This window comes from Allofrancisella inopinata (assembly GCF_012222965.1).
In the GTDB taxonomy this organism is placed as follows: domain Bacteria; phylum Pseudomonadota; class Gammaproteobacteria; order Francisellales; family Francisellaceae; genus Francisella; species Francisella inopinata.
The window spans coordinates 680853-703891 of sequence record NZ_CP038241.1; the positions used below are offsets into that span (position 1 = coordinate 680853).

Here is a 23039-nt window from a genome sequence, read left to right on the forward strand (position 1 = left end):
TTTATTATCTATAATATTAATATATATTATTTATTTTATTATGTTTTGTTTTTATGAACTTAATAGGCTTATCTTTAAGTATCTTCCTGACCTGGAACGTTTAAAAATAGCAGAAGCTTTTATTTTTGGGGCAGATGCTCATGAGACTCAAGTACGTAGTTCTGGAGAGCCATATTTTACTCATCCTGTTGCAGTAGCTTGTATTTTAGCAGAAGTAAGAATGGATGTTGATACTATTATAGCAGCGCTACTTCATGATGTTGTTGAAGATACAGAGCATACGCATCAGGAGATACAAGAACTTTTTGGCTCTAAGGTATCACAACTTGTTGAAGGAGTTACTAAATTAACCCAAATTAGACATAAAAATATAGCAGAACAACAGGCAGAAAATTTTCGGAAAATGCTTTTATCTGTAACAAAAGATGTCCGAGTTATATTTATTAAATTAGCTGATAGATTGCATAATATGCGTACCTTGGCACCACTTAAGCCAGAAAAAAAAAGAAGGATTTCACAAGAAACTTTAGACGTATTTGCTCCTATCGCTCATAGGTTAGGTATTAATACTCTTAAAGAACAATTAGAGACTCTTGCTTTTCAGGGAATGTACCCTTATAGATACCATATTTTAGATGAAAAGGTTAAGAAGGTAGAAAAAAATAAAGAAAAAGTTTTTTATCAAGTTAAAGAAACTTTAATAGATAAATTAGGTGATTTGGTATCTAAAGATAGTATAAAGGCGCGTAAGAAGACAATCTATAGCATATATAACAAGATGCGTAAAAAAGGTATTTCTTTTGAAGAAATAATGGATATGTATGCTTATAAAGTAATAGTTCCTAGTCGTATTGACTGCTATGTGGCTTTAGGGAAAATTCATGAACTGTATAAGCCGATACCACAACGCTTTAAAGACTATATAGCAACCCCTAAAGCTAATGGTTATAGATCGTTACATACTGTTGTCTTAGGACCTTATAATATACCGTTAGAAATACAGATTAAAACACTACAGATGGATCGACAAGCAGAATATGGTATAGCAGCTCATTGGAGCTATAAGATAGGTGAAAAAACTGATAAAGCTATACAAAGGTGGCTTAAGAAGATATCAGATATTAACGTTTATACAGCTAGCTCTGTAGAATTTTTAGAAAATGTTAAGACGGATATGTTTAATAATGATGTTTTTGTTTTCACTCCACAAGGAGAAATAGTTGAATTACCCCAGAATTCTACATGTATAGATTTTGCTTATTACATCCATACAGATGTAGGTAATAAATGTATAGCTGCGAGAGTTAATAGAAAAGTAGTATCTCTTAATTACCGTTTAAAACAAGGAGATAACATAGAAATTGTAACTTCAGCAGTAGCTGACCCTAATCCCGCTTGGTTGGATTTTGTTGAAACTGGTAGAGCTAAATCAGCAATTAAAGATTTTCTAAAACAGCAATATAAGAATGTTAATTACATTACAGGTAAGGAGCTTGTTGAAAGCAAATTACAAGAACATAATATTGACATTAAAAGTATTCCTAATGGGATTATTAATGGAGCTTTATTTAATTATGAGGGTATAGAAACTGTAAATAGATTTTACCTAGATACTGGCTTAGGGTTAATAGATCCTACTAATTTTATTGAGTTTATAGCTAAGTACGTAGATGATATTCAACATTCGTATAGTAAATCCTCAGCATCAAAAGTGCAAATCAGATATGGAGATGACCAGCGTATAGCTGAGTGTTGTTTGCCTCTGCCTGGTGATGAAATAAAAGCAATAATAGCACAAGATAATATAGAGGTTCATAGAAGTAGCTGTAATGAGTTATATAGCATATTAAAAATGCAAGATACTAAACAGATACAAGCAGAATGGTCTGTAAATAATGATGATGAGCCTAGTTTTAGAGCTAGGATTGCTGTAACCTTAAAAAATATTCCTGGAGCAGTTGCTAAACTTACTACGACTTTAGCCAGAGAAGGCATAGATATTCGTAGCCTTGACATGATGTCAATCGATAATAAACAAGCTAAGCTTTCAGCTATAGTAATAGTGCGTAATAGAAGAGAGCTCTATTTATTATTACGATTAATTAGAAAATCAGATGTGACAATAAATGTAGAGAGAATTTTAAATAAACCTACTTAAATGTTTGTCCTAGAATTAAAAGCATGTAATAGAGTTTGTTGGTCTAAGTATTCAAGCTCACCACCAAATGGCACCCCAAATCCAATTCTAGAAATTATTATATTTTTACCTATAATCTGTGATATGAAATGAGCGGTAGTTTCCCCCTCAACTGTAGGGCTAATTGCTAATATAATTTCATTTATATTTCTTGATGCTATAATCTTTTCTAATAAATCTAGTTTTAACTCTTTAGGTCCTATACCATCTAGGGGAGATATTCTTCCATTTAAGATAAAATATTTTCCTTTAAAAGTATTAGCATCTTCTATGGCAACGAGATCTAGCAAGTTTTCTACTATACATAGTTTAGAGTCATCACGTTTAGAGTCGCTACATATTTCACATATTTCATTTTCAGTTAGAGCTTGACAGTATTTACAGTTAGTAATACTTTGAGTAGCCTCTATAAGAGATTTAGCTATGTCAATAGCTGTTTCAGGCGATTTACTTAATAAATATAAAGTTAGTCTTTGTGAAGATTTTTTACCAATAGTAGGAAGCTTTCTTAAAGACTCAATAACAGCTGTAATTTTTGGAGAGAATATTTTATTGTTCATTTTGTTTAAAATTTTTTATTAAAATGGAAATTTCATTCCATCAGGTAGGTTTATTCCAGCATCTTGAGCCATTCTCTGTAGATCGGTAGAAGAATTTACCTCAACTTTCTTAACAGCACTATTTACAGCGGCAGCTATTAGATCTTCTAGCATTTCTTTATCTTCATTTAAAAGACTTTGATCTATATTTACAGATTTAACGTCATGTTTACCAGTCATAATTACTTTTACTAATCCAGCTCCTGCTTCTCCTATTACTTCTATATTTTCACGTTCTTGTTGAGCTTTTTTCATTTGCTCCTGCATTTTTTGTGCTTGTTGCATTAATTTAGACATATCAAAATTCATTTTTAAATCCTTAAATAGTTACTTAACATAAAACTTCTTTAACACATTCTAATATCTGTTCACTAGAGTTCTTTATCAATGCTTTTTTTGCATTATTTGATAAGCTTATTAGTTTATCGCGATCATCCACTAAGGGTTTAATTATACTTATTAATTTTTCTAAATCCATCTGATCTTGTCTAATACAAAAACCAGCATTATTTTTTACAATAATTTGAGCATTAAAAAACTGATGGTCATCAACTGCAGCCGGAAAAGGTATAAATATAGTTGGTAACCCGGCAATAGCACATTCAGATACTGTAAGAGCACCAGCTCGACAAATCACTAAATCTGCCCATTTATATGCTGCTGCCATATCAAATATAAAAGCAGAAATTTCTTTGATGTTTTCTTGGGGGATATCAGCATAGCTAGCTTGTGTTTGCTCAAAGAGCAAAGCTCCTGTTTGATGCCAAACTTTAATATCTATACCGTGTTTTTTAGATTTTAATATTAGCTTGGGTATAATATCATTTATAGCTTTTGCACCTTGACTACCACCTAGTACTAAAATCCTTAGTTCTGGATGAGAGAAGTTTTTTTCTAGGTTGTTAAGGTTTAGAATATCTTTTCTTACTGGGTTACCAACGATTTTTGTTTTCGCTAGTTGTTGAGGGTTAAAGTAGTTTTTTATATTATCAATCTCAAACGCTAGACATATTTTGTTAGCTAATTTCGCTAAAACTCTATTTGTAAGTCCAATTTTAGCATTCTGTTCATGTATGATTATAGGAACCTTTTTTAGTTTTGCTGCTAAACACACAGGTCCAGAAACATATCCACCAAACCCTATAACTAAATCTGCTTTGGTTTGTTTTAGGATTTTGTAAGCTTTTAATGTACTAGTAGCTAATTTTATAGGGAATAATAATTTTTTTACAAAGCTTTTTCCTCTAATTCCAGATGTTTTAATATATTGTATGTTAAAAGTGTTTGCTACTAGCTTTGCTTCCATACTGTTAGGTGCACCCACCCAAGTTACATTACCCCTATTTTCACGAAGAAGCTCAGCAACAGCCATAGCAGGGTAAATATGTCCCCCAGTGCCTCCAGCAGCTATTATTATATTTTTGTTGGTTAATTTATCCATTTTAAAATATGTGTTTTAGGTGTGTCTCAAAATTAATTTTAAAGGATTTTTGTGTTATTATCTATAGTCCAGAACACAGATGACATAAGTTGTAAATTCAAAAGTGAGGGATATATGCCTGAAATAAATAAAAACTATTTGTATACGCAAACAAATGAGTGGATTCAAATAAAAAATAATATCGCTAGGGTAGGCATAGATGATTATTCACAAAATGAGTTTGGAGAGATAGTTTATGTTGACTTGCCTAAATTTGGTCAACATTACGGTAAAGATGAGGAAATTTGCGTTATTGAATCTGTTAAGACAGCTTCGGATATCTACTCTCCATTATCAGGCAAAGTGGTGAAAATCAATGAAAAACTAGTTGATAACCCTAAATTAGTAAATAACTCTTGTTATGATGAAGGGTGGATATTTGAATTAGAGTTTAGCGACTCTAAAGAAATTGATCAACTTTTTAAACCAAGTGAGTATGAGAAATACATTGCAGAATAAAGTTTTGGAATCAAGTTGTATAACTTGTGTTAATAACTGTGTAAGTATTAATTACATGTAAAATGTTAGGTTCTAGACTAAGCTATTATAGATTAGCCCTAGATTAGTCGAGCTTTTCTCTTTTTTTGCTTAGAATATTTTTTGCTTTATTCCACTCTTTTATACGTGGTTTTAGGTTTTCTATTTTTTCATTAAAAGCTGTTTCAAGGTCGATGTTATATAAATTAGCAACTTCTAATAAGCTGACAAACACATCCGTTATTTCATCTTTAATTTTTGTAAAATCGTTAGTTTCTTCATAAATTTCTTTTTTCATTATTTCGTTAGCTAGTTCACCTACTTCTTCTGTTAGAGCAATAAAACTAGCAAGACGTGGGTGGGTAATATCACTAAAAAGGTTAGAAACGCTTTCTTGAGCTTTTTTAATAGACATATTTACTTGTTTACACTTAGTTTTCCGTTATACGTAATTTTATCACCATCTTAGGCGATGCTATATATTTATAAGTCAATAGTTTATAATGTATAACCAGATTTTTAGAAATTTAATAAGTCATGAGTGAAATAATTATAAAAACGCCTGAAGAAATAGCAAAAATGCGTGTGGCTGGTAAATTAGCAGCTGAAGTTTTAGAAATGATAACTCCATATGTTAAAGAAGGAGTAACCACAGCAGAACTAGATAAAATCTGTCATGATTATATAGTAAATGAACAGCAAGCTTATCCAGCGCCTCTTAATTACCATGGTTTTCCAAAGTCTATTTGCACCTCTATAAACCATGTTGTTTGTCATGGTATCCCTTGTGATAAAAAGCTTAAAAAAGGTGATATTGTAAATATAGATGTAACTGTAAAAAAAGAAGGCTTTCATGGAGATACAAGTAAGATGTTTATAATAGGGGAGGCTTCTGTTATGGCTAAAAAGCTTGTGGAAGTAACTCACCAATGTTTATGGAAAGGGATTGAGGTTGTTAAGCCAGGTAACCATTTTGGAGATATCGGGGCTGTTATAGAAAGTCATGCTAAAAAATTTGGTTACTCTATTGTAGATACTTTTTGTGGTCATGGTATTGGTAAAGAGTTTCATGAGCCACCACATGTAATGCATCATGGTAAAATGGGAACAGGAGCAAAATTTCAAGAGGGTATGATATTTACTATCGAGCCAATGATCAATATAGGTAAAAGGGCAGTATCTGTATTAAAAGATGGTTGGACAGCGGTGACAAAAGATAGATCTTTATCTGCTCAATGGGAGCATACTATATTGGTTACTAAAGATGGTTGTGAAGTATTAACTTTAAGAGAAGAAGAAAAAGTTTAATATGGTCCAAAAAGTAACACAGAGTCTAGTAAATCAAAAATGTGACCTTTTAAAATCACAAAATGAAGAGATAACAGTTAATAAGGTTAGAAAACTTATAGGTGGAGCTATTTCAATAATTGATTTGGTAGATAAAGTTACTTTATATAAAGAAAATTACCCTAAAGCTTTAGAATTAGCTCAGTTGCAAGAAGATGTAAAAAAAGAGGAGCCAAAAGATAGTCTGTTGCTGTTGATAGAAGAAACTTTAAAAGAATTCGACATTGATAAGAAAGATTGTGCTATATCTTTGCGTAGTAAACTTGTCAAATATATTGACAATGAGGTTGCTACTAAAACTAAAAAAAATAGAGAAAAGCAAGCAGAGCTCTCAAATAAAAATGATAGCTTAGAAATTTCAAATTTAACTCTAAATAAGAGATATAATGAGTTGCTAACTAAGTATAATGAGCTAAAAGACCAAACCTACGAATTAAAACAAAATTATAACTCGACAGCTATTAAATACTTAGAGAAGGACAATTTCGAGAAAACTCTTTTAGCTTGGGAAGATTTTAAAGGATTAAAGGAGCAGCTTGTTAGTTTAGGAGCATATTCAAAAGTAGCTGTGTATGATAAAAGAGGTCATATTGTTATAAAGTTTCCAGCTACTGATTTTCTAACTCAAGAATGCCGAGCAGGTGTTAGTAGGTATCTAAAAGCAAAAACAGTTTATGACTATAATATTCAAGCTTGGGTATTATCCGAATTTACCGATATATTTAAAACACTTGATTTTCTTAGAAGAAACAAGTTTGTGTTTTCAAAGGAGCTTGAGACTATAGAATACCATAGAAAACAGAGTATTCTTTAGAAACAGGTCAAACTAGCATACTCTAGATAGTTAATATATAATCTACTAAAAGTCAGTCATTTGATTTATTAGATGGATTTATTTTCAAGTTTAGAGAATCGGCAATCAGTAGGTGAGTTTTCAGAACAAGCCTATTTAAACTACTCGATGTATGTGATTTTAGATAGAGCATTACCACATATCTCAGATGGTTTAAAGCCTGTGCAAAGGCGTATCATATATGCAATGAGTGAAATTGGGTTAAGTTACCTTTCTAAATACAAAAAATCTGCTCGCACAGTGGGTGATGTATTAGGTAAATACCATCCACATGGCGATAGCGCGTGTTATGAAGCTATGGTTTTGATGGCTCAAGATTTTTCTTATAGATATCCGTTTATAGATGGTCAGGGAAATTGGGGCTCTATTGATGATCCGAAATCATTTGCAGCAATGCGCTATACAGAATCTCGGCTTTCAAAGTACGCAGTTCTTCTTTTGGATGAGTTAAAAAAAGGTACCGTTGATTGGGTTAAAAATTTTGACGGTACTTTAGATGAACCAAAGCTTTTACCAGCACAAGTCCCCAATATATTATTAAATGGAGCTATGGGGATTGCTGTTGGTATGTCGACGTATATTCCACCTCATAACATAACACAAGTTATAAATGCTTGTTTACATATTTTATCTAATCCAAAAGCCAGTATAGATGATATTTTAGAGATAATTGAAGCACCAGACTATCCAGCTGGAGCTAATATTATAAGTACCAAACAGGAGATATCAGAAGTTTATAAATCTGGTACAGGATCAATTAGACAGCAAGCGGTGTATGACATTGATAACGATGGTAATGTTATTATCACAAAATTACCTCATCAAGTTTCAAGTGCAGCTGTTATGGAGCAAATAGCTAACCAACTAAAACAGCAAAAGATAACATGGATTAAAAATATTCAAGATGAGTCTGATGATAAAGAGCCTGTAAAAATAGTTTTATACTCCAATACCACAAAAAAGAACATTAAAAAGCTAATGGGACATCTATTAGCAACAACAGATCTTGAAAAAAGTTTTCGTGTAAATATGAATATGATAGGACTTGATAATCGCCCAAGGGTTAAAAATTTACTCGACATATTGCAAGAATGGCTTGAATATAGAAAGCAAACTTTAAGAAGAAGGTTAACTACAAGCTTAGATAAAGTATTAGCTCGTTTACACATTTTAGAAGGTTTGCTAATAGCTTTTTTAAATATAGATGAAGTAATCAATATTATCAGAAATTATGATGATCCAAGTATAGAGTTACAAAATAGATTTGCCCTTTCAGAGATTCAAGCTGAAGCAATACTTAATATCAGACTACGGAAGTTAGCAAAAATTGAAGAAATAGAAATTAAAAAAGAACAAAAGGAGCTAGATAAAGAGAAGGAGCTTTTAGAGGGTTATTTAAATAGTGAAACTAAATTTAAAAACCTTATGAAAAAAGAGTTTAAGCAGATACTAGCTGATTTTGGCGATCAAAGACGTTCAAAAATTATAGAAGCTGAGAAAGCTCAAGCCTTAGAAGAAAAAGATTTAATCCCTAATGAAAAGGTTACAGTTTTACTCTCTAAAGCAGGTTGGGTAAGGTGTGCTAAGGGTGATAATATAGATCCTACAGGGCTTAGCTATAAGCCGGAAGATAGCCATTATCTAACAACATCAGGACATAGTAATATAAAAATCATCTTTTTATCTAAACTAGGTAAATCGTATTCTATGTATATAGATAAATTGCCTTCAGCAAGGGGATATGGTGAGCATATTACAACTTACATCCCTTTAGATAAAGCAGATGAAATTATAGGTATTGCATTTGTAAATACAGCTTCACATTTTTTATTAGCAAATAGTAGTGGTAAAGGCTTTGTAATACCTAGTGATGATCTTGTAGCAAATAAAGTCACAGGGAAAAACATTTTTGATGCTGATGATGTGGTAAAATTCGTTGCTTTCGACAGTAGTTCAAAAGCTTTAATTATAAGTGCCCAAGGTAGGGCTGTAATTCGAGACTTTTCAACTTTTGCTGAGCTAAAAAAAGGTAAAGGCAAGTCTATAATTAAGCTTGATAAAAAAGATAAAATAAAATATTTAGAGCTTTTTAACCCAGCAAGCCAAGAAATTATTTTAAATGCGGGTAAAAGGTTTATACGCATAGATAATAAAAATATAGACGCTTATATTACAGATAAGCCATCAGGTGGTGGAGTGCTTTTACCACAGGGGTTTAGAAAAATCACTAAAGTTGAGATTGAGGAAAAACAGTGAGAAAAATAGCTATACTTGGTGCAATGGAAATTGAAATCCAGCCTATACTAGAAAAATTAGACAATTATCAGATAGTTGAATATGCAAATAACAAATATTACTTAGCTAATTACCAAGATAAAGAATTGATTATCGCATATAGCAAAATAGGGAAAGTATTTTCTGCTATGACAGCAGCTATTATGATTGAGCGTTTTGGAGCCGAATGTTTACTTTTTACTGGAGTAGCTGGAGGATTACAAGAGCTACAAGTCGGTGATTTGCTAGCAGCTACAGCGACAGTACAACACGATGTTGACATAACAGCATTTGGTTATCCACATGGTAAAAATCCAGTTTCAGAAATAAAAATAGACACCTGTAAAGATATGTTACAAAAAGCTCAATTAGTAGCAAAAGAATTAGAGTTAGATCTTAAAATGGGTGTAATTGCTACTGGAGATCAGTTTATTTGTGATACAGTAAAGAAAGATTTTGTAGTGGGGGAGTTTGCTGCAAAAGCCATAGAGATGGAAGGTGGTAGTGTTAATTTAGTATGTAATGAGCTTGGTATATCAAGTTTAATATTAAGGAGTATATCAGATACCGCAGATGGCGACGCACCAGAAAACTTTGATGAATTTGCTAAAATGGCAGCACAAAAATCAGCAAATTTTGTTTTTAGCTTAATACAAAGAATATAACAAGGATAGTAATGACAAAAAAAATTTTTATCGTTTTTTTAACTATAACAAGTTTAGAATATGGCTACAGTCTAACAGACCAGCAAATTAAGTCTTCAAAGCAAGCTATTAAGGCTCTGTACAACAAAGACTATAAGTCTTATTATTTTCTTAAGTCAAAGCTTAAAGATACAAGCATTTACCCTTATTTACAATATAAAGAGATTAGTTCAGAACCAGGTACTTTTGATCAAATGACTATAGATAGTTATTATAAAGAAAATAAAGACACATACTGGATATCTCAATTGTCTGATGACCTTGCAACATATTATGCGAAAAATCATAATTGGGAGTTATTTGATAAATATTATACTGGTAGTCTAGGTGTTTCCGGAAAATGTTGGAGTATGCAAGCTCAGTATGAGCAAGGAGATAAGGAAAAGGCTTTAAATGCATATGCTCAGCTATGGCAAGATAGGGTGTATATGCCATCTGGTTGTAATGAAATGCAAAAATATTGGGATAACTATGATCATAAAGCTAAAGATTATATTGTAACTAAAGCTTATACTTTAGCTTTTGCAAATAAATTTAGCGATGCGTTATGGTTACTAAACACTTATGTGAAAAGTAATGACGATTATGTAAATTACATTACAGCTTGGAAAGAAACGACAAAAGATCCTAGTAAGCTGGATAACTTTATTTCAAAATTTAATAGGTATAGAAAGTTTAATGATATCTTTGTAGAGATATCGAAAAATTTAATCAAAAAAGATCCGGAAAGTTATACTAAGGTTTGGGACAATCTAAAGAATAAAAGCTATCTAGATGAGAAAACAAAACATCAGTGTATTTCTGAAATAGCAGTAAGTTTCGCGCGCTCTCAATCATCACAAGCTAAACAGTGGCTTGCTAAAGTAGATAAGAGATATCTTGATACTATTGTTTGGGAATGGTTATTAAGAGTAGATCTGTATAATAGTGATTTTAAAGATTATATAAAAACTTATAGTAAGCTTCCTAAGAAATCTCAACAAGATGACGCTTGGAGATATTGGTTAGCATATAGTTATAAGAAATTAGGGCAACAAGAGAAAGCGAAGCAAATATTTGAGCAGTTAGCTAAAGAACCTTTAGAATATTATTCATTTTTGGCTGCTGATGAGTTGGGTAAACCATATAACTATGGTGATAAACCTAATGGTAAGCTAGGCATTAAAGATATTAATGACTTATTAAAAGAGCAAACGATACAACAGGCTATTGATTTGTACCAGATTGACCAGTATACAGATTCAACTAGTTTATGGAAGTGGACTATTAGAAATAAATTAAAAAATGACCGAAAAGATGAAATAGAAAAATTAGCCCAATTAGCAGCTAATGAGAATATGTACTATGCAGCTATATTTAATATGTCAGTTATTGGGCAGTACTCAAATATTGGCTTACTATTTCCTAAGGCTTTTATTTCCAAGGTTAAGGAGAATGCTGATAAGTACGCTATTGATAAAGATCTAATCCTTTCTATAATGAGAAAAGAGTCACTTTTTGATATAGAAGCAAAATCACCAGCAGGGGCTAAAGGTTTAATGCAAGTAACTATACCAACAGCAGAATTTATAGTTAAAAAATATAAACTATCTTTAGTTGGAGATAAGTTAGATACTATTGACACTCAAATATTCACTCCTGAGAATAACATTACAATTGGTACAGCAAATTTATATTTCTTAGATAGTCTTTTTAATAAAAATATGATTTTGGGCATAGCAGCATACAATGCTGGTCCTGGTAATGTAGCTAAGTGGTTAAATACTAAAGAAGTTCCAGCTCCCATTTGGATAGAAAATATACCATTTGGTGAAACTAGGCACTATGTTCGTAAAGTTTTAGTTTATATGATTGTATATAATAATTTTGTCCTTAAAGATAAGCAAAAGCATATTAGTGACTTTCTTGGATCTAAGTTATCTTATAAACTAAGCTTTCGGTAGTTAAACCTAATTCGTCGCTCCTGAAAGGTCAAAGAATTATTTTTTATAAATAAAATAGGTTTCGCTGCTTACTGCGTAAGCTATAGCGACATACTTTTTTCATGGCAAAAAAAGTATGCAAAACTGCCTAGCACTACGCTCACGTAGTTATAAACAAATGGAAAATAAAAAACTCGCTAATTTTTAAAAAACTAGCTCAAACAGTTTTATTTTTTAATCATTTGTTTTTGTAACTACTAACCGCTAATATGCGGTACTTACTGTATGTTTAGGGCCATTTAAAGCTCATAGACAAATTCTACCATGATTTTATAATTCTTTTATAGTAACATTTATAGTTAAATTTATTTATAAAAAAATATTTATAATGATTTCTCACCTTAGGGTTCATACAGGGTTTTCTGTTATTGATAGTACAGTTAGACTAAATGAGCTTTTTGAAACAGCTAAACAAAAGGGTATAGTTGCTTTAGCTTTGACTGATGTATGTAATTTATTTGCAGCTGTTAAATTTTATAAACAAGCCTTAAAAATTGGCATCAAACCAATATTTGGTGTTGAGTTAAAAATTGATACACACTTTGGAATATGTGACTTAGTATTATTAGCTGAAAATAATCAAGGCTATCAAAATATCGTTAACCTTGTTTCTAGAGCATATCAGGAGGCTGATAGAGTAGGCCCAATTCCTTTAGTGCCTAAAGAATGGTTTAAGCAAATGGATTTTAAAAATACTATTTGCTTAAACGGTGGGCAAAATGGTGAGTTAGGTAAGGCTATACTTTCAAAAGATTCTAATAAAATTTCAGAAGTTATATCAGAGTATATTGCTATCTTTGGCAAAGATAAATATTTTATAGAAATCCATAAATTAGGCTATGAAAATGAAGGCTTATATAATGAAAAAGCTTTAGAATTGGCCCATGAAAAAGGTTTGCTTGCTGTAGCTACTAATCTAACAGTATTTATGAATTCAGAAGATTACGATATTCATGAAATTAGAGCTTGTATTAACGAGAAAACAACTATCTTAGATGAAACTAGAAAATCTAGGTTTACCCAAGAGCAATATTTAAAGTCATCAGAAGAAATGCATGAGACCTTTGGTGGTTTACCAGTATTGTTAACCAATACTTTAACTATAGCAAAGCGTTGTAACGTTACATTTGAACTTGGTAAGCCATCATTACCTACTGTTGGTATCCCAGAAGGTTTAACACAAAGAGAATACTTTTCAAAAATATGTTATCAAGGGCTACAAAAACGTTTAGAAAAAATATTACCTCTTAAGTCTGCAGATAAGCATGAGCAGATAACTAACACTTATAAAGAAAGGTTGCAGAGAGAAATTGATATTATCTGTGACATGGGTTTTCCAGGGTATTTTCTTATAGTTGAGGATTTCATACGTTGGGCAAAAGAAAATGACATCCCAGTGGGACCTGGACGTGGTTCAGGAGCTGGATCTTTGGTAGCTTATTCCTTATCGATTACAGACATAGATCCTTTACCATATGGATTGCTTTTTGAAAGGTTTTTGAACCCAGAAAGAGTATCAATGCCTGATTTTGATATAGATTTTTGTATCCAAGGTAGAGATAGAGTAATCAAATATGTTGAACAAAAGTATGGTAAGGAAAGTGTAGCCCAGATTATTACGTATGGAACAATGGCTGCTAAAGGTGTTGTGCGTGATGTAGTTAGAGTTATGGGACAAAGCTTTGGTTTTGGTGATAGGATAGCTAAACTTATTCCAGAAACACCTGGAACAACTTTTAAAAAGATCCTTCATAAAGGTGAGCCTTTGTATGAGGAAATGAAGGCTGATGAGGATGTTGCAGAAATAATCGAAAAAGCCCAAAAACTTGAAGGTTTACCACGTAGTTTAGGTAAGCATGCTGCTGGTATTGTAATATCACCAACAGTTATATCTGAATTTGCTCCAATATACTGTGAGGACAAAGGTGGAGATATTGTTACTCAGTTTGATAAAGGTGATGTGGAAGATGTTGGCTTAGTCAAGTTTGACTTTCTAGGTTTAAAAAACTTAACGATAATAAATAATACGGTTAAAAGTATTAATGCTAAGAAAAAAGCTGGTGAGTCTTTTTTAAATATTTCTGATATTCCTTTAGATGACAAACAAACCTATAAACTTTTACAAGCCGGTAATACTACTGGAATATTTCAGCTTGAATCACAGGGAATGCGTCAGATAGTTAAAGATCTTGGCACTTCAAATTTTGAAGAGATTATTGCACTAGTTGCACTATACCGACCAGGACCTATGGAAAATATCCCAACATTTATAGACCGAAAACATGGGCGTAAGCAGATTTCTTATTTACATCCTTTACTTGAAGAGGTCCTTAAGGAAACTTATGGTATACCAGTTTACCAAGAGCAAGTAATGCAAATGGCACAAAAACTAGCTGGCTATACCCTTGGAGCAGCAGACCTTTTACGTAGAGCAATGGGTAAAAAGAAACCAGAGGAGATGGAGCAACAACGTAAAATTTTTAAAGAAGGTGCTAAAAAATACAATAACATTGAGTCTAGTTTAGCTGATGAAATATTTGATCAGATGGAAGCTTTTGCCGGTTATGGTTTTAACAAATCCCATGCTGCTGCATATGCTTTAATAGCTTATCAAACTGCTTGGTTAAAGGCACATTTTCCCGATGAATATATGGCTGCTCTTATGTCTGGTGATATGGGTAATACTGATCAGCTAGTGAAGTTTATTCTAGATTGTAAAAACATGGGGATATCAGTCCAAGCACCTAATGTAAACACTAGTGTATATGATTGTATTGCTGTTTCAAAAGGTACTATATTACTTGGTTTGGGAGCTATAAAAGGGCTTGGTGGAGAAGCCATTAAAAGTATTCTTACGGAACGAAAGTTAGCAGGTAAATTCAGTTCAATTTTTGAATTATGTCGTAGAGTGGACTTACGTAAAGTTAATAAAAAAGCTCTTGAGGCGTTATGTTTTGCTGGTGCTATAAATGGTATTTCAAAAAACAGAGCTACAGCTTTTAACTCTATAGAAAAAGCTATAAAAAATGCCGGTTACGTCAACGAGATGAATGCTGCTGGTCAAGATGACCTATTTGGCTTTACAGAACAAGAAAGTGATACAGATTCTGAATTTGAAAAAGAATGTTTCACAGAAGAATGGAGCTTAAGGGAATTACTAATAAATGAGAAAAAAGCCTTAGGTATGTACTTTAGTGGGCATATTCTTGACGAAGAAAGTCATTGGCGTAATCATGTAAGTTTTAGTGATCTTGAAAAAATACAACGCCCAAATATGGATGGAAATTCAGTTAGAATTATTGCTAGTATGATAACCCCAGCTATTCGTAGAAAGACTAAGACCGGTAGGGTTTTATATATTATCAATATTGATGATGAGTTTGACAGAGTAGATTGTCTGGTTAGTGAAGATATATTTGCATCTGTTAAAGATAGTATAAGTGTGGATGATATTGTTGTGGTAGAAGGTAAAGTTAGCCGAGATATACAGCGAGAGAGAAATAAGCTAAGTGTTGATAAAGTCCAGCCAATTTCTCAATATATAGATGAAAACTTTAGTAAAGTTAAGCTGACATTAAAATGTGAAAATATAAACCCTACTAATCTAAATAAAGTCCTTAATAACTTTAGAAATAATATTAACTCCCATAATGAGCAAAAATCAAATATTTTAGAAATAATTGTATCTCTAGATGGAGTAGAGGCTAGTTTTGATACTTTACAGAAACCTTCCTCAATATATGAGTTTGTTAATGACATTAGTAGGTTAATAGCAGAAGGTAGTACGGTTAGTTTGGGATAGTATAAGTTAGTGGGTTGTATGAGCCTCTCCATCTAACTGTGTAAATTCACTTATATCTAACTCCTTATAAAATGTAGTAGTTCAATCTTCTCCTGAAATAATTTTTGCAATCTAGTTCCCGAGGAAGTTTATTGCATTTTAGAGCAATTATTTGTAGCTTGCAACATCCCCTTAAGACATAAATTAGGTCAGTCAAGCACTACAAGACACTTAAGAGTTAATTATTAATAGTAGCTGTCAATTATTACCTTTTTACTTAAGTTTTTAAAGAGTATAACATGTAATAGTCTAAGAGTGAAGATGGGATTTTTCAGCAAGAAAACACTAATCAACTCTATGTTTTGAAACAGTAGAGGAAAATATTTACTATGAAATGAGAGGCGTAGATTGATATATAATTTATTTTCTATCGCTGCACGTATCGTAAAAATGAGTAAAGATTGTAATGTTTAGAATTAGATGTTTATATAAGGATAGGGTGTTACTATGAAGATGGCTATTGAAACATTTATCAAATTAAATGTCATACCAGGAGAAAGATGTTGGCAACAGTCTTCCTCTTTTATTTTTGATAAAGAGTATATATCAGCTGCAATTCAAAAAAGTTATACGCCGTTCGAGTTCTCTAATCTGCGCGTCCTGAAAAAGAATGAACAAGGGGATGCTATTAGAGGCGGTCATTTAATCAATATATATATATATAAAACTGTAAATCATTTTGGTAAAGAAGAATACCGAGTGATTAAATTAATGAACTACGGGGCATTAAATGGACTCCCTATAGAAAGATCTGTTCAAGGGTTTAATGATTTTTACCAGAATGCTTATTCTGGTGAATATGATGGTTTAGCAACTGCACGCAGCCTAAACATAGGGGCAGTTTACTTGTTGGATATGCCTTTTGTGGGGGGGAAGGTTATGGATCCTATTAAGTCTACGGAGCAATTCATAAATTCTGAGCTTCATATGTCATTTAAAGAAAATAAACGTTTCATAACTGATTTACATTCTCATGGGAACATCGTGGAATATCATACAGGAAAGGCAACACACTTCCTAATTAGAGACTTTGATTATTACATTCGTTCAAAAAATGTTGTGGAAAAATTTCCCTTAAATGGAACAAGAAATTCATGGAGTTCACAACTTTTGAAAATGGATAATGGGTGTTATCCTTGGGATGATCAAGAGTCAGTTTCATCCGGTCAATATAAGTCGGGTGGGAATGGGTACAAAGCATTAGAGGAGATATACAATTCAAACTATCCTAATGAAGCAAAGCAGATTGAAAATGTTTTTGAAGGGTTTAAAGAGTTTTTTCTTAATAATATTGAAAGACAAAATATTTCTCCACAGTTGTACACGGATTTACTGCATTCAAAAACTTTACCAGAACTAGTTTATTATTGTTGTTTAGCAGATAAACCATCATTTTTTGGGAGCCATCATATTTGTGCGGACAAGCTCGTTAGCCTGTTGACGGAGCCTAAAAAGCATATAACACCCGACAAGTATAAAAAACACAACGAGTTAATTAAGAATATTAGTGACCTATTGAATAATCATAGATTTGATATGAGGTCTACTCATCAGCGTTATGCTCAATTACGATTATATGCCCTTTCAGCGGGTACAGCTATGAACCTTCGCGAACAAGGAAAGGCCTGGCGTGATGATACTAAAAATAAATTTAAACAGCTACGTGACCGGGGGAACAATTCATACTCATACGATGCTGTTGCTCTTTCAAAAGAATACTCAGATGCAAAGTCAGCTAGAATATGGCGACCAAATGATCATAAATATTTTGAAGATGTATGGTTAGGTAAAAAAAATCATAAAGGCTATTAAGTAAATAATTTAATTTCTACCCCTGCCCTTGTTTATGACCAATTTTAAGATATGTATGGATAGATAGATTAAAATTATAAGTTTTTTTGTGGCAATACTAAAACTAACAGTTGACTTATGAATTAAGAAGAGTATCATATATGCACTGACGATAATAGCAGTCTGGAACCACCTGATCCCTTTCCGAACTCAGAAGTGAAACGGACTAACGCCGATGATAGTCTGGCATTTGCCCAGGTGAAAGTAGGTAATCGTCAGGACTTTTCAAACCTAATATTGTTTCCTGATAATTTTTCATAGTTAGATTTTAAAATGTTTTTCAATCTTTAATATGCTATCCTATACATTTAGTTTCATGTATATAAAAAAATAGATGTTTAGAAGTCTTCCTTTATTTATTGGACTTAGATATATTCGTGCAAAAAAACGTAATAGATTCATATCTATCATTTCTGCAATTTCTTTTTTAGGGATATCTTTAGGTGTAGCTGTGCTTATTACAGTTATGTCTGTGATGAACGGTTTTGATGAGCAGATTAAAAGTCGTATCCTTATGATGGTGCCACCATTGAAAGTTTATGAGTTAGGTGGAAAACTAGAAGATTGGCAAGGTGTTGCAAAGCAAATAGAATCTAAGATACCTAAGGTAAAAGCAGCAGCACCAGTTATAGATTCACAAGGGTTATTAAGTGCAAATCGTGGTGGTAGTACGACAGCTTTTGTGCAAATACAAGGTATAGAGCCTAAGTACCAAACCAAAGTTTTACCTATAGCAGATCATATTATTGATGGTTCTTTGGCGACACTAGAAGATGATAAAGGATATAATATAGTTTTAGGAAGTGCTTTGGCTGATAGTTTAGGAGTAACAATAGGTGATAAGGTAACACTTATAGTACCAAAGGTGAGCTTGACTCCAGCAGGTATGATACCTAGAATTAAACAGTTTACGGTTTCAGGGATCTTTTCTGTTAGTTATCAGTATGATGCTTATTATGCACTTATAAATATTAAAAATGCACAAAAGGTTTTTCAGTTAGGTGATAATGTTTCAGCTTTACAACTTGGCGTAAATAACATTTATGATGCTCCGGAGATAAAAAATAAACTTAACGATGGGGCTATACAGTCTTACTACTTTACTCGAGATTGGACCGATGAAAATAAATCTTTCTTTGATGCTTTAAAGATGGAAAAAACGATGATGTTTTTCATTTTACTTTTAATTATTACAGTTGCCATATTTAATCTATTATCTTCCTTAGTAATGTTGGTTACTGATAAGCGTAGTGATATAGCTATATTAAGAACTATGGGAATGTCATCACGCCAAATTATCAAAATATTTATTTACCAAGGTTCTATTATAGGTTTGATAGGTACTATTCTAGGAGTATTATTAGGAGTTTTACTCTCTAGTTACGCTACAGAAATTGTTAATTTTATCCAGCAGGTTACAGGTAGGCAGCTTGTTAGCGCAAATGTTTATTTGATTGACTACATCCCATCTAAACTTATGTTAGATGACGTTATAAAAGTAACTATAGTTTCGATGATTTTAAGCTTTATAGCTACGTTGTATCCAGCTTGGAGTGCTTCAAGAGTACAACCAGTGGAGGCTCTTAGATATGAGTAAAGAAATTGTATTAAGCTGTAAGAATGTATCTAAACAATATACGGAATTTAAAAGTGTAATAGATATTTTAAAAGATCTCGATCTAAATATCCACAAAGGTGAAAAAATAGCAATATTAGGGCTATCTGGATCTGGTAAAACTACCTTGCTAAATATTCTTGGTGGATTAGATAAATGTACAGCCGGAGAAGTTTATTTAATGGGTGAAAGATTTGACAATCAGTCTGTTAATAAGCGGGCTTTGATGCGTAATAAACACTTAGGTTTCATTTACCAGTTACATCATTTGTTACCAGAGTTTACAGCTATAGAAAATGTTATGATTCCTTTAGCAATTACAAAAAAATACACTAAAAAAGAATCTATTAAATTAGCTCAAGAAATTTTAACAAAAGTTGGCTTAACAGAAAGATTTGAGCATAAACCAGCAGAGCTTTCAGGTGGTGAACGTCAAAGAGTTGCTATCGCTAGGGCACTAGTTACTAACCCAAACTGTATACTGGCAGATGAGCCAACTGGTAATTTAGATGGCCAGCGATCAGAAAGTATATTTCAGTTAATTCAACAATTAAGCCAAGATTTTGGCACTAGTTTTGTAATAGTAACTCATGATGAGCAACTTGCCAGCCGTATGGATAAAATTTATAGACTAGTGGATGGGCAACTGGTTTTGCAGTAGTTCCATAGTTTAAATAACACACGTAATCTGCCTAAATGAAGAGTCCATTAAGAATATCAAGGTTTAAAATTTTTAATTTAGTGTAATTTTATATAAATCAAATATTATTCTATGGAAAATCAAAGCTGTATCAGAGTTCTTGAATGTGTACTGCGGGTGATATTGGAAACCATAGAAGGTGTTATAGTGAAATGCATCTACTATAATTTGTTTTCCGATATCTTTTGAATACTCGTCTCCACGGCCAACATATTCATTTGGGTATAAGTTTGTATCACTAAATTTAATAAGAGAATCTTTAGCTCCAGGTATAGATGATAATGGATGATAAGAATCAATAGATAATTGTTCCTTATCGGGAATAGGAGCTGTCATTAGTAATGTATGATTGAAATCCTTGTTAATATAGTATTCAAATTTTTCAGAGTTTTCGTGTAAGTTATTGTCGTTTATAATTTTAAGATATTCATAGTTATGTTTAAAAGTATCTAGAGGGATATTTTTGTAGTCTATAACATCTTTAAAAAGGCTTATCATTCCATCATGCATTAATAATCCTTTGTTGTTATTTTGAGTTTTATGAGTCCGACTCCATTGAGCTATACCTTCTAAGCTAGGATTATCAACAAAAGGAATCTTTTCCATTCCTCCACCTAAAAGTATCCATCCTAGCTGAGCGCCATGACAAGTACCATAAATAACTTTATTACTTTTGATAGCAGTATCAAGTGCTACTAAAGAAAAAAAACAAATGAATAAACTGTTATTAGATCTATGACCACATTTATCATGGTTCTCTTGGCCTATAACTACATTTTTTTTATAAAAAATAGGATGCACACCGGTTGTTCCAGTGGACTCTATAATTAATCCCTTATAGTGAGATATAAAGTATTTTATATTCTCAATCCACTCTAATATAGGACTTAGATGATCACAATTGGTTGGTGATTCTAAGTTCTTCATTAAGAATTCAACAAAACTCTGTTTCTGTAGTTTGGTATTTTGTTGCTTATATATACAGTCATATTCTTTGCGCTGTGAATTTAAAAAATTAATAAATATATGCTGATATTGTTCTTTAAGATATAAAGAAGATCTATTGTTGTTTAAATAAGCAGGATTCTTGAAACGAATTAGATTATTATTTTGTAATTCATTGGTAGATTGACCTTTTCTATGGATTTTATATTCTTTTAAGTTCCCTTTATGTTCAATAATATCAAACTCTAACTGTAAATCATCTCTAATTTTATTTTTAAAAGAATTTCTCCAAAATTTTTCGGAATTAATAAATGCATCATATATGTCATCCTGCATCGTTTGTTTACCTTCATCAGGGATTACAAAGATATTGCATACTCTTTTCATAAGTATTTCCCCTCTCTATATAATTTCAGACCGTTCTCCCATTTAATTCTTTTAATATCCATACTGATTTTTATCTCCTTCGAAAATATATTGTTTGTATTAAATTTGATAACTTTTACGTGACTAATAATAGGTGATAAAAATAGTTATTGATATATGTTAAATTTAATAAGCAGGAGTCAATTTTGATGGGTTAAATAGAATGTTTTACAGTTTATGTGTCATTGAATCCTAGATTCCAAACAGAAGCGCCACAAAGAACTTATTGAAAATAAAAATAAACTATATATTGTAGTATTACATGGTAATTGAAAGTATTCGTTAATATAGTCAAAATTAGCATTATTTCTTAAGTTGGTAGAGTGGCTTGTGAATAACATAAATTTTGAAAAAGTTTTTAAACTTTCGGGACTTTCCAAATAAATGTGTAAATTCTTAATTAACCTGCTAGATTATATCTAGCAAAATATTAAGGATAGAAACGATGTCTAAGAATAAGAAGTCAGAAGATATTTACTCAGTTATTGCAGATCAAATAATAGATTCAGGTGTTGATGTTAATCAAATGTTTGAGAAAGATGGTTTGCTAAAGCAACTAACAAAACGATTATTAGAAAAAGCACTAGATACAGAAATGAATAGTCATCTTGGCTACTCAAAGCATCAACGCAGTAACTCTTCAAATGCTAGAAATGGCTATAGTAATAAAAGTTTATCTACGGATACTGGTAATATAGATATATCAATTCCTAGAGATAGAGATAGTAACTTTGAGCCTCAAATAGTTCCCAAAAGAGTAACAAAGATAAATGGATTAGACCAAAAAATAATATCTTTGTATGCTAAAGGTATGAGTACTACAGATATCCAACAACAGTTATTTGAGTTATATGATACAAAGATAAGTACAAGCTTTATAAGTGATGTTACAGAAGCTATTATTGATGATGTTAAAGCATGGCAAAATAGACCTTTAGAGTCAGTTTATCCAATAGTGTTTTTTGACTGTATAGTCGTTAAAGTTAGAGAAGACAAGCATATTATTAATAAAGCTGTGTATGTGGCTCTTGGCATATCGTTAACTGGTCATAAGGATGTATTAGGTCTTTGGATCAGTCAAAATGAAGGTGCTAAATATTGGCTAGGAGTATTTACTGAATTAAAGAATAGAGGCTTACAGGATATATTTATAGCATGTACTGATAATTTAAAAGGTATGTCTGATGCTATACAAGCTATATACCCTGAGACAAAGCATCAGCTTTGTATGGTTCATCAAATTCGTAATAGTCTTAAGTATGTGCCATATAAAGACAAAAAAGAGGTAGCTAGAGAGTTAAAGAAAATATATGATGCTGATACCATTGAAATAGCTCAATCTGAACTTGATAACTTTGCAAATAAGTATGACGCTAAATATCCTTTAATTTCAAAATCATGGACAAATAACTGGGATAATTTAACCGTATTCTTGCAATACCCACCAAAAATTCGTAAAGTTATTTATACTACTAATGCGATAGAATCGCTTAATAGTCAGTTTAGGAAAGTTATTAAAAATAAAAAGCTGTTTCCTAAGGATGACTCTGTTTTCAAATCTTTGTACTTGGCTATAGATTATTTGACTAAAAAATGGTCTATGCCTGTCAGATATTGGAATGAGGCTATGCCTTATTTCGCTATTGAGTTTGAGGATAGAATCCAGAGATTCATGTAACTGAATTTACACAGTTAAGTGGAAAGGCTCAAACTTTCAAATATAGCTAACGATACTAAAAAGTAGTACG

17 protein-coding genes and 1 rRNA gene are annotated in these 23039 nt (G+C 32.0%); 13 read left to right on the forward strand and 5 right to left on the reverse strand.

Annotated elements, in window-relative coordinates:
- Nucleotides 1–40 precede the first annotated feature (40 nt).
- Nucleotides 41–2158, forward strand: a complete 2118-nt coding sequence (locus E4K63_RS03165) for a RelA/SpoT family protein (protein WP_133941252.1) — start codon at nt 41–43, stop codon at nt 2156–2158.
- On the opposite strand, the gene recR is transcribed toward E4K63_RS03165, so the two are convergent.
- Genes recR through murG form a run of 3 tightly spaced genes read right to left on the reverse strand, consistent with a single transcriptional unit; the run spans nt 2155 to nt 4237 of the window.
- Entirely contained in the window at nt 2155–2757 is a 603-nt protein-coding gene (gene recR, locus E4K63_RS03170) for a recombination mediator RecR (protein ID WP_133941254.1), read from the reverse strand. The genes E4K63_RS03165 and recR overlap by 4 nt on opposite strands.
- Nucleotides 2758–2775: 18 nt before the next feature.
- Nucleotides 2776–3105 carry a YbaB/EbfC family nucleoid-associated protein gene (locus E4K63_RS03175; protein ID WP_133941256.1) on the reverse strand — a complete coding sequence of 110 codons (330 nt, stop codon included), beginning with the start codon at nt 3103–3105 and terminating at the stop codon, nt 2776–2778.
- Nucleotides 3106–3127: 22 nt separating this feature from the next.
- Entirely contained in the window at nt 3128–4237 is a 1110-nt protein-coding gene (murG, locus tag E4K63_RS03180) for an undecaprenyldiphospho-muramoylpentapeptide beta-N-acetylglucosaminyltransferase (protein ID WP_133941258.1), read from the reverse strand.
- 114 nt (nt 4238–4351) lie between these two features.
- Between murG and gcvH the strand changes: the two genes are divergently transcribed.
- Nucleotides 4352–4735 carry a glycine cleavage system protein GcvH gene (gene gcvH / locus E4K63_RS03185; RefSeq protein WP_133941282.1) on the forward strand — a complete coding sequence of 128 codons (384 nt, stop codon included), beginning with the start codon at nt 4352–4354 and terminating at the stop codon, nt 4733–4735.
- A gap of 103 nt (nt 4736–4838) precedes the next feature.
- Here the strand turns inward: gcvH and E4K63_RS03190 are convergent, their stop codons facing one another.
- Nucleotides 4839–5168: a MazG nucleotide pyrophosphohydrolase domain-containing protein gene (locus tag E4K63_RS03190; protein ID WP_133941260.1), complete on the reverse strand. Its 330-nt coding sequence runs from the start codon at nt 5166–5168 to the stop codon at nt 4839–4841.
- A gap of 122 nt (nt 5169–5290) precedes the next feature.
- Here E4K63_RS03190 and map point away from each other — a divergent pair, with 122 nt between their 5' ends.
- From map to E4K63_RS03240, 10 genes are all read left to right on the forward strand, one after another.
- Entirely contained in the window at nt 5291–6061 is a 771-nt protein-coding gene (map, locus tag E4K63_RS03195; RefSeq protein WP_133941262.1) for a type I methionyl aminopeptidase, read from the forward strand.
- A 1-nt stretch (nt 6062) separates the two neighbouring features.
- Nucleotides 6063–6914, forward strand: a complete 852-nt coding sequence (locus E4K63_RS03200; protein WP_133941264.1) for a hypothetical protein — start codon at nt 6063–6065, stop codon at nt 6912–6914.
- Between the two features lie 72 nt (nt 6915–6986).
- Nucleotides 6987–9209 carry a DNA topoisomerase IV subunit A gene (gene parC, locus E4K63_RS03205; RefSeq protein ID WP_133941266.1) on the forward strand — a complete coding sequence of 741 codons (2223 nt, stop codon included), beginning with the start codon at nt 6987–6989 and terminating at the stop codon, nt 9207–9209.
- Entirely contained in the window at nt 9206–9892 is a 687-nt protein-coding gene (locus tag E4K63_RS03210; RefSeq protein WP_133941268.1) for a 5'-methylthioadenosine/adenosylhomocysteine nucleosidase, read from the forward strand. Before parC ends, E4K63_RS03210 begins: the two co-directional genes overlap by 4 nt.
- Nucleotides 9893–9903: 11 nt before the next feature.
- Nucleotides 9904–11874 carry a lytic transglycosylase domain-containing protein gene (locus E4K63_RS03215; protein WP_133941270.1) on the forward strand — a complete coding sequence of 657 codons (1971 nt, stop codon included), beginning with the start codon at nt 9904–9906 and terminating at the stop codon, nt 11872–11874.
- Nucleotides 11875–12241: 367 nt separating this feature from the next.
- Nucleotides 12242–15715 carry a DNA polymerase III subunit alpha gene (dnaE, locus tag E4K63_RS03220; protein WP_133941272.1) on the forward strand — a complete coding sequence of 1158 codons (3474 nt, stop codon included), beginning with the start codon at nt 12242–12244 and terminating at the stop codon, nt 15713–15715.
- Between the two features lie 492 nt (nt 15716–16207).
- Nucleotides 16208–17566, forward strand: coding sequence for a hypothetical protein (locus E4K63_RS03225; RefSeq protein ID WP_133941274.1), 1359 nt, complete (start codon nt 16208–16210; stop codon nt 17564–17566).
- 144 nt (nt 17567–17710) lie between these two features.
- Nucleotides 17711–17826 (forward strand): 5S ribosomal RNA (gene rrf, locus E4K63_RS03230).
- Nucleotides 17827–17939: 113 nt separating this feature from the next.
- Nucleotides 17940–19202 (forward strand): lipoprotein-releasing ABC transporter permease subunit, encoded by a 1263-nt coding sequence (locus E4K63_RS03235; RefSeq protein WP_133941276.1) that lies wholly within the window; start codon nt 17940–17942, stop codon nt 19200–19202.
- Nucleotides 19195–19881 carry an ABC transporter ATP-binding protein gene (locus tag E4K63_RS03240; protein WP_133941278.1) on the forward strand — a complete coding sequence of 229 codons (687 nt, stop codon included), beginning with the start codon at nt 19195–19197 and terminating at the stop codon, nt 19879–19881. Before E4K63_RS03235 ends, E4K63_RS03240 begins: the two co-directional genes overlap by 8 nt.
- A gap of 72 nt (nt 19882–19953) precedes the next feature.
- Here the strand turns inward: E4K63_RS03240 and E4K63_RS03245 are convergent, their stop codons facing one another.
- A complete protein-coding gene (locus E4K63_RS03245; protein ID WP_133941280.1) occupies nt 19954–21252 on the reverse strand; it encodes a hypothetical protein in 1299 nt (432 codons plus the stop codon).
- Nucleotides 21253–21736: 484 nt separating this feature from the next.
- Here E4K63_RS03245 and E4K63_RS03250 point away from each other — a divergent pair, with 484 nt between their 5' ends.
- Complete coding sequence (locus tag E4K63_RS03250) at nt 21737–22969, forward strand: IS256 family transposase (RefSeq protein WP_179965676.1); 1233 nt, start codon at nt 21737–21739, stop codon at nt 22967–22969.
- The last annotated feature ends 70 nt before the right edge of the window (nt 22970–23039 follow it).

What these genes read in the sequence shown, in the direction of transcription:
- E4K63_RS03165 (WP_133941252.1), top strand. Translation starts at nt 41, where the DNA reads ATGTTTTGTTTTTATGAACTTAATAGGCTTATCTTTAAGTATCTTCCT.
- recR (WP_133941254.1), bottom strand. Translation starts at nt 2,757, where the DNA reads ATGAACAATAAAATATTCTCTCCAAAAATTACAGCTGTTATTGAGTCT.
- E4K63_RS03175 (WP_133941256.1), bottom strand. Translation starts at nt 3,105, where the DNA reads ATGAATTTTGATATGTCTAAATTAATGCAACAAGCACAAAAAATGCAG.
- murG (WP_133941258.1), bottom strand. Translation starts at nt 4,237, where the DNA reads ATGGATAAATTAACCAACAAAAATATAATAATAGCTGCTGGAGGCACT.
- gcvH (WP_133941282.1), top strand. Translation starts at nt 4,352, where the DNA reads ATGCCTGAAATAAATAAAAACTATTTGTATACGCAAACAAATGAGTGG.
- E4K63_RS03190 (WP_133941260.1), bottom strand. Translation starts at nt 5,168, where the DNA reads ATGTCTATTAAAAAAGCTCAAGAAAGCGTTTCTAACCTTTTTAGTGAT.
- map (WP_133941262.1), top strand. Translation starts at nt 5,291, where the DNA reads ATGAGTGAAATAATTATAAAAACGCCTGAAGAAATAGCAAAAATGCGT.
- E4K63_RS03200 (WP_133941264.1), top strand. Translation starts at nt 6,063, where the DNA reads ATGGTCCAAAAAGTAACACAGAGTCTAGTAAATCAAAAATGTGACCTT.
- parC (WP_133941266.1), top strand. Translation starts at nt 6,987, where the DNA reads ATGGATTTATTTTCAAGTTTAGAGAATCGGCAATCAGTAGGTGAGTTT.
- E4K63_RS03215 (WP_133941270.1), top strand. Translation starts at nt 9,904, where the DNA reads ATGACAAAAAAAATTTTTATCGTTTTTTTAACTATAACAAGTTTAGAA.
- dnaE (WP_133941272.1), top strand. Translation starts at nt 12,242, where the DNA reads ATGATTTCTCACCTTAGGGTTCATACAGGGTTTTCTGTTATTGATAGT.
- E4K63_RS03225 (WP_133941274.1), top strand. Translation starts at nt 16,208, where the DNA reads ATGGCTATTGAAACATTTATCAAATTAAATGTCATACCAGGAGAAAGA.
- E4K63_RS03235 (WP_133941276.1), top strand. Translation starts at nt 17,940, where the DNA reads ATGTTTAGAAGTCTTCCTTTATTTATTGGACTTAGATATATTCGTGCA.
- E4K63_RS03240 (WP_133941278.1), top strand. Translation starts at nt 19,195, where the DNA reads ATGAGTAAAGAAATTGTATTAAGCTGTAAGAATGTATCTAAACAATAT.
- E4K63_RS03245 (WP_133941280.1), bottom strand. Translation starts at nt 21,252, where the DNA reads ATGAAAAGAGTATGCAATATCTTTGTAATCCCTGATGAAGGTAAACAA.
- E4K63_RS03250 (WP_179965676.1), top strand. Translation starts at nt 21,737, where the DNA reads ATGTCTAAGAATAAGAAGTCAGAAGATATTTACTCAGTTATTGCAGAT.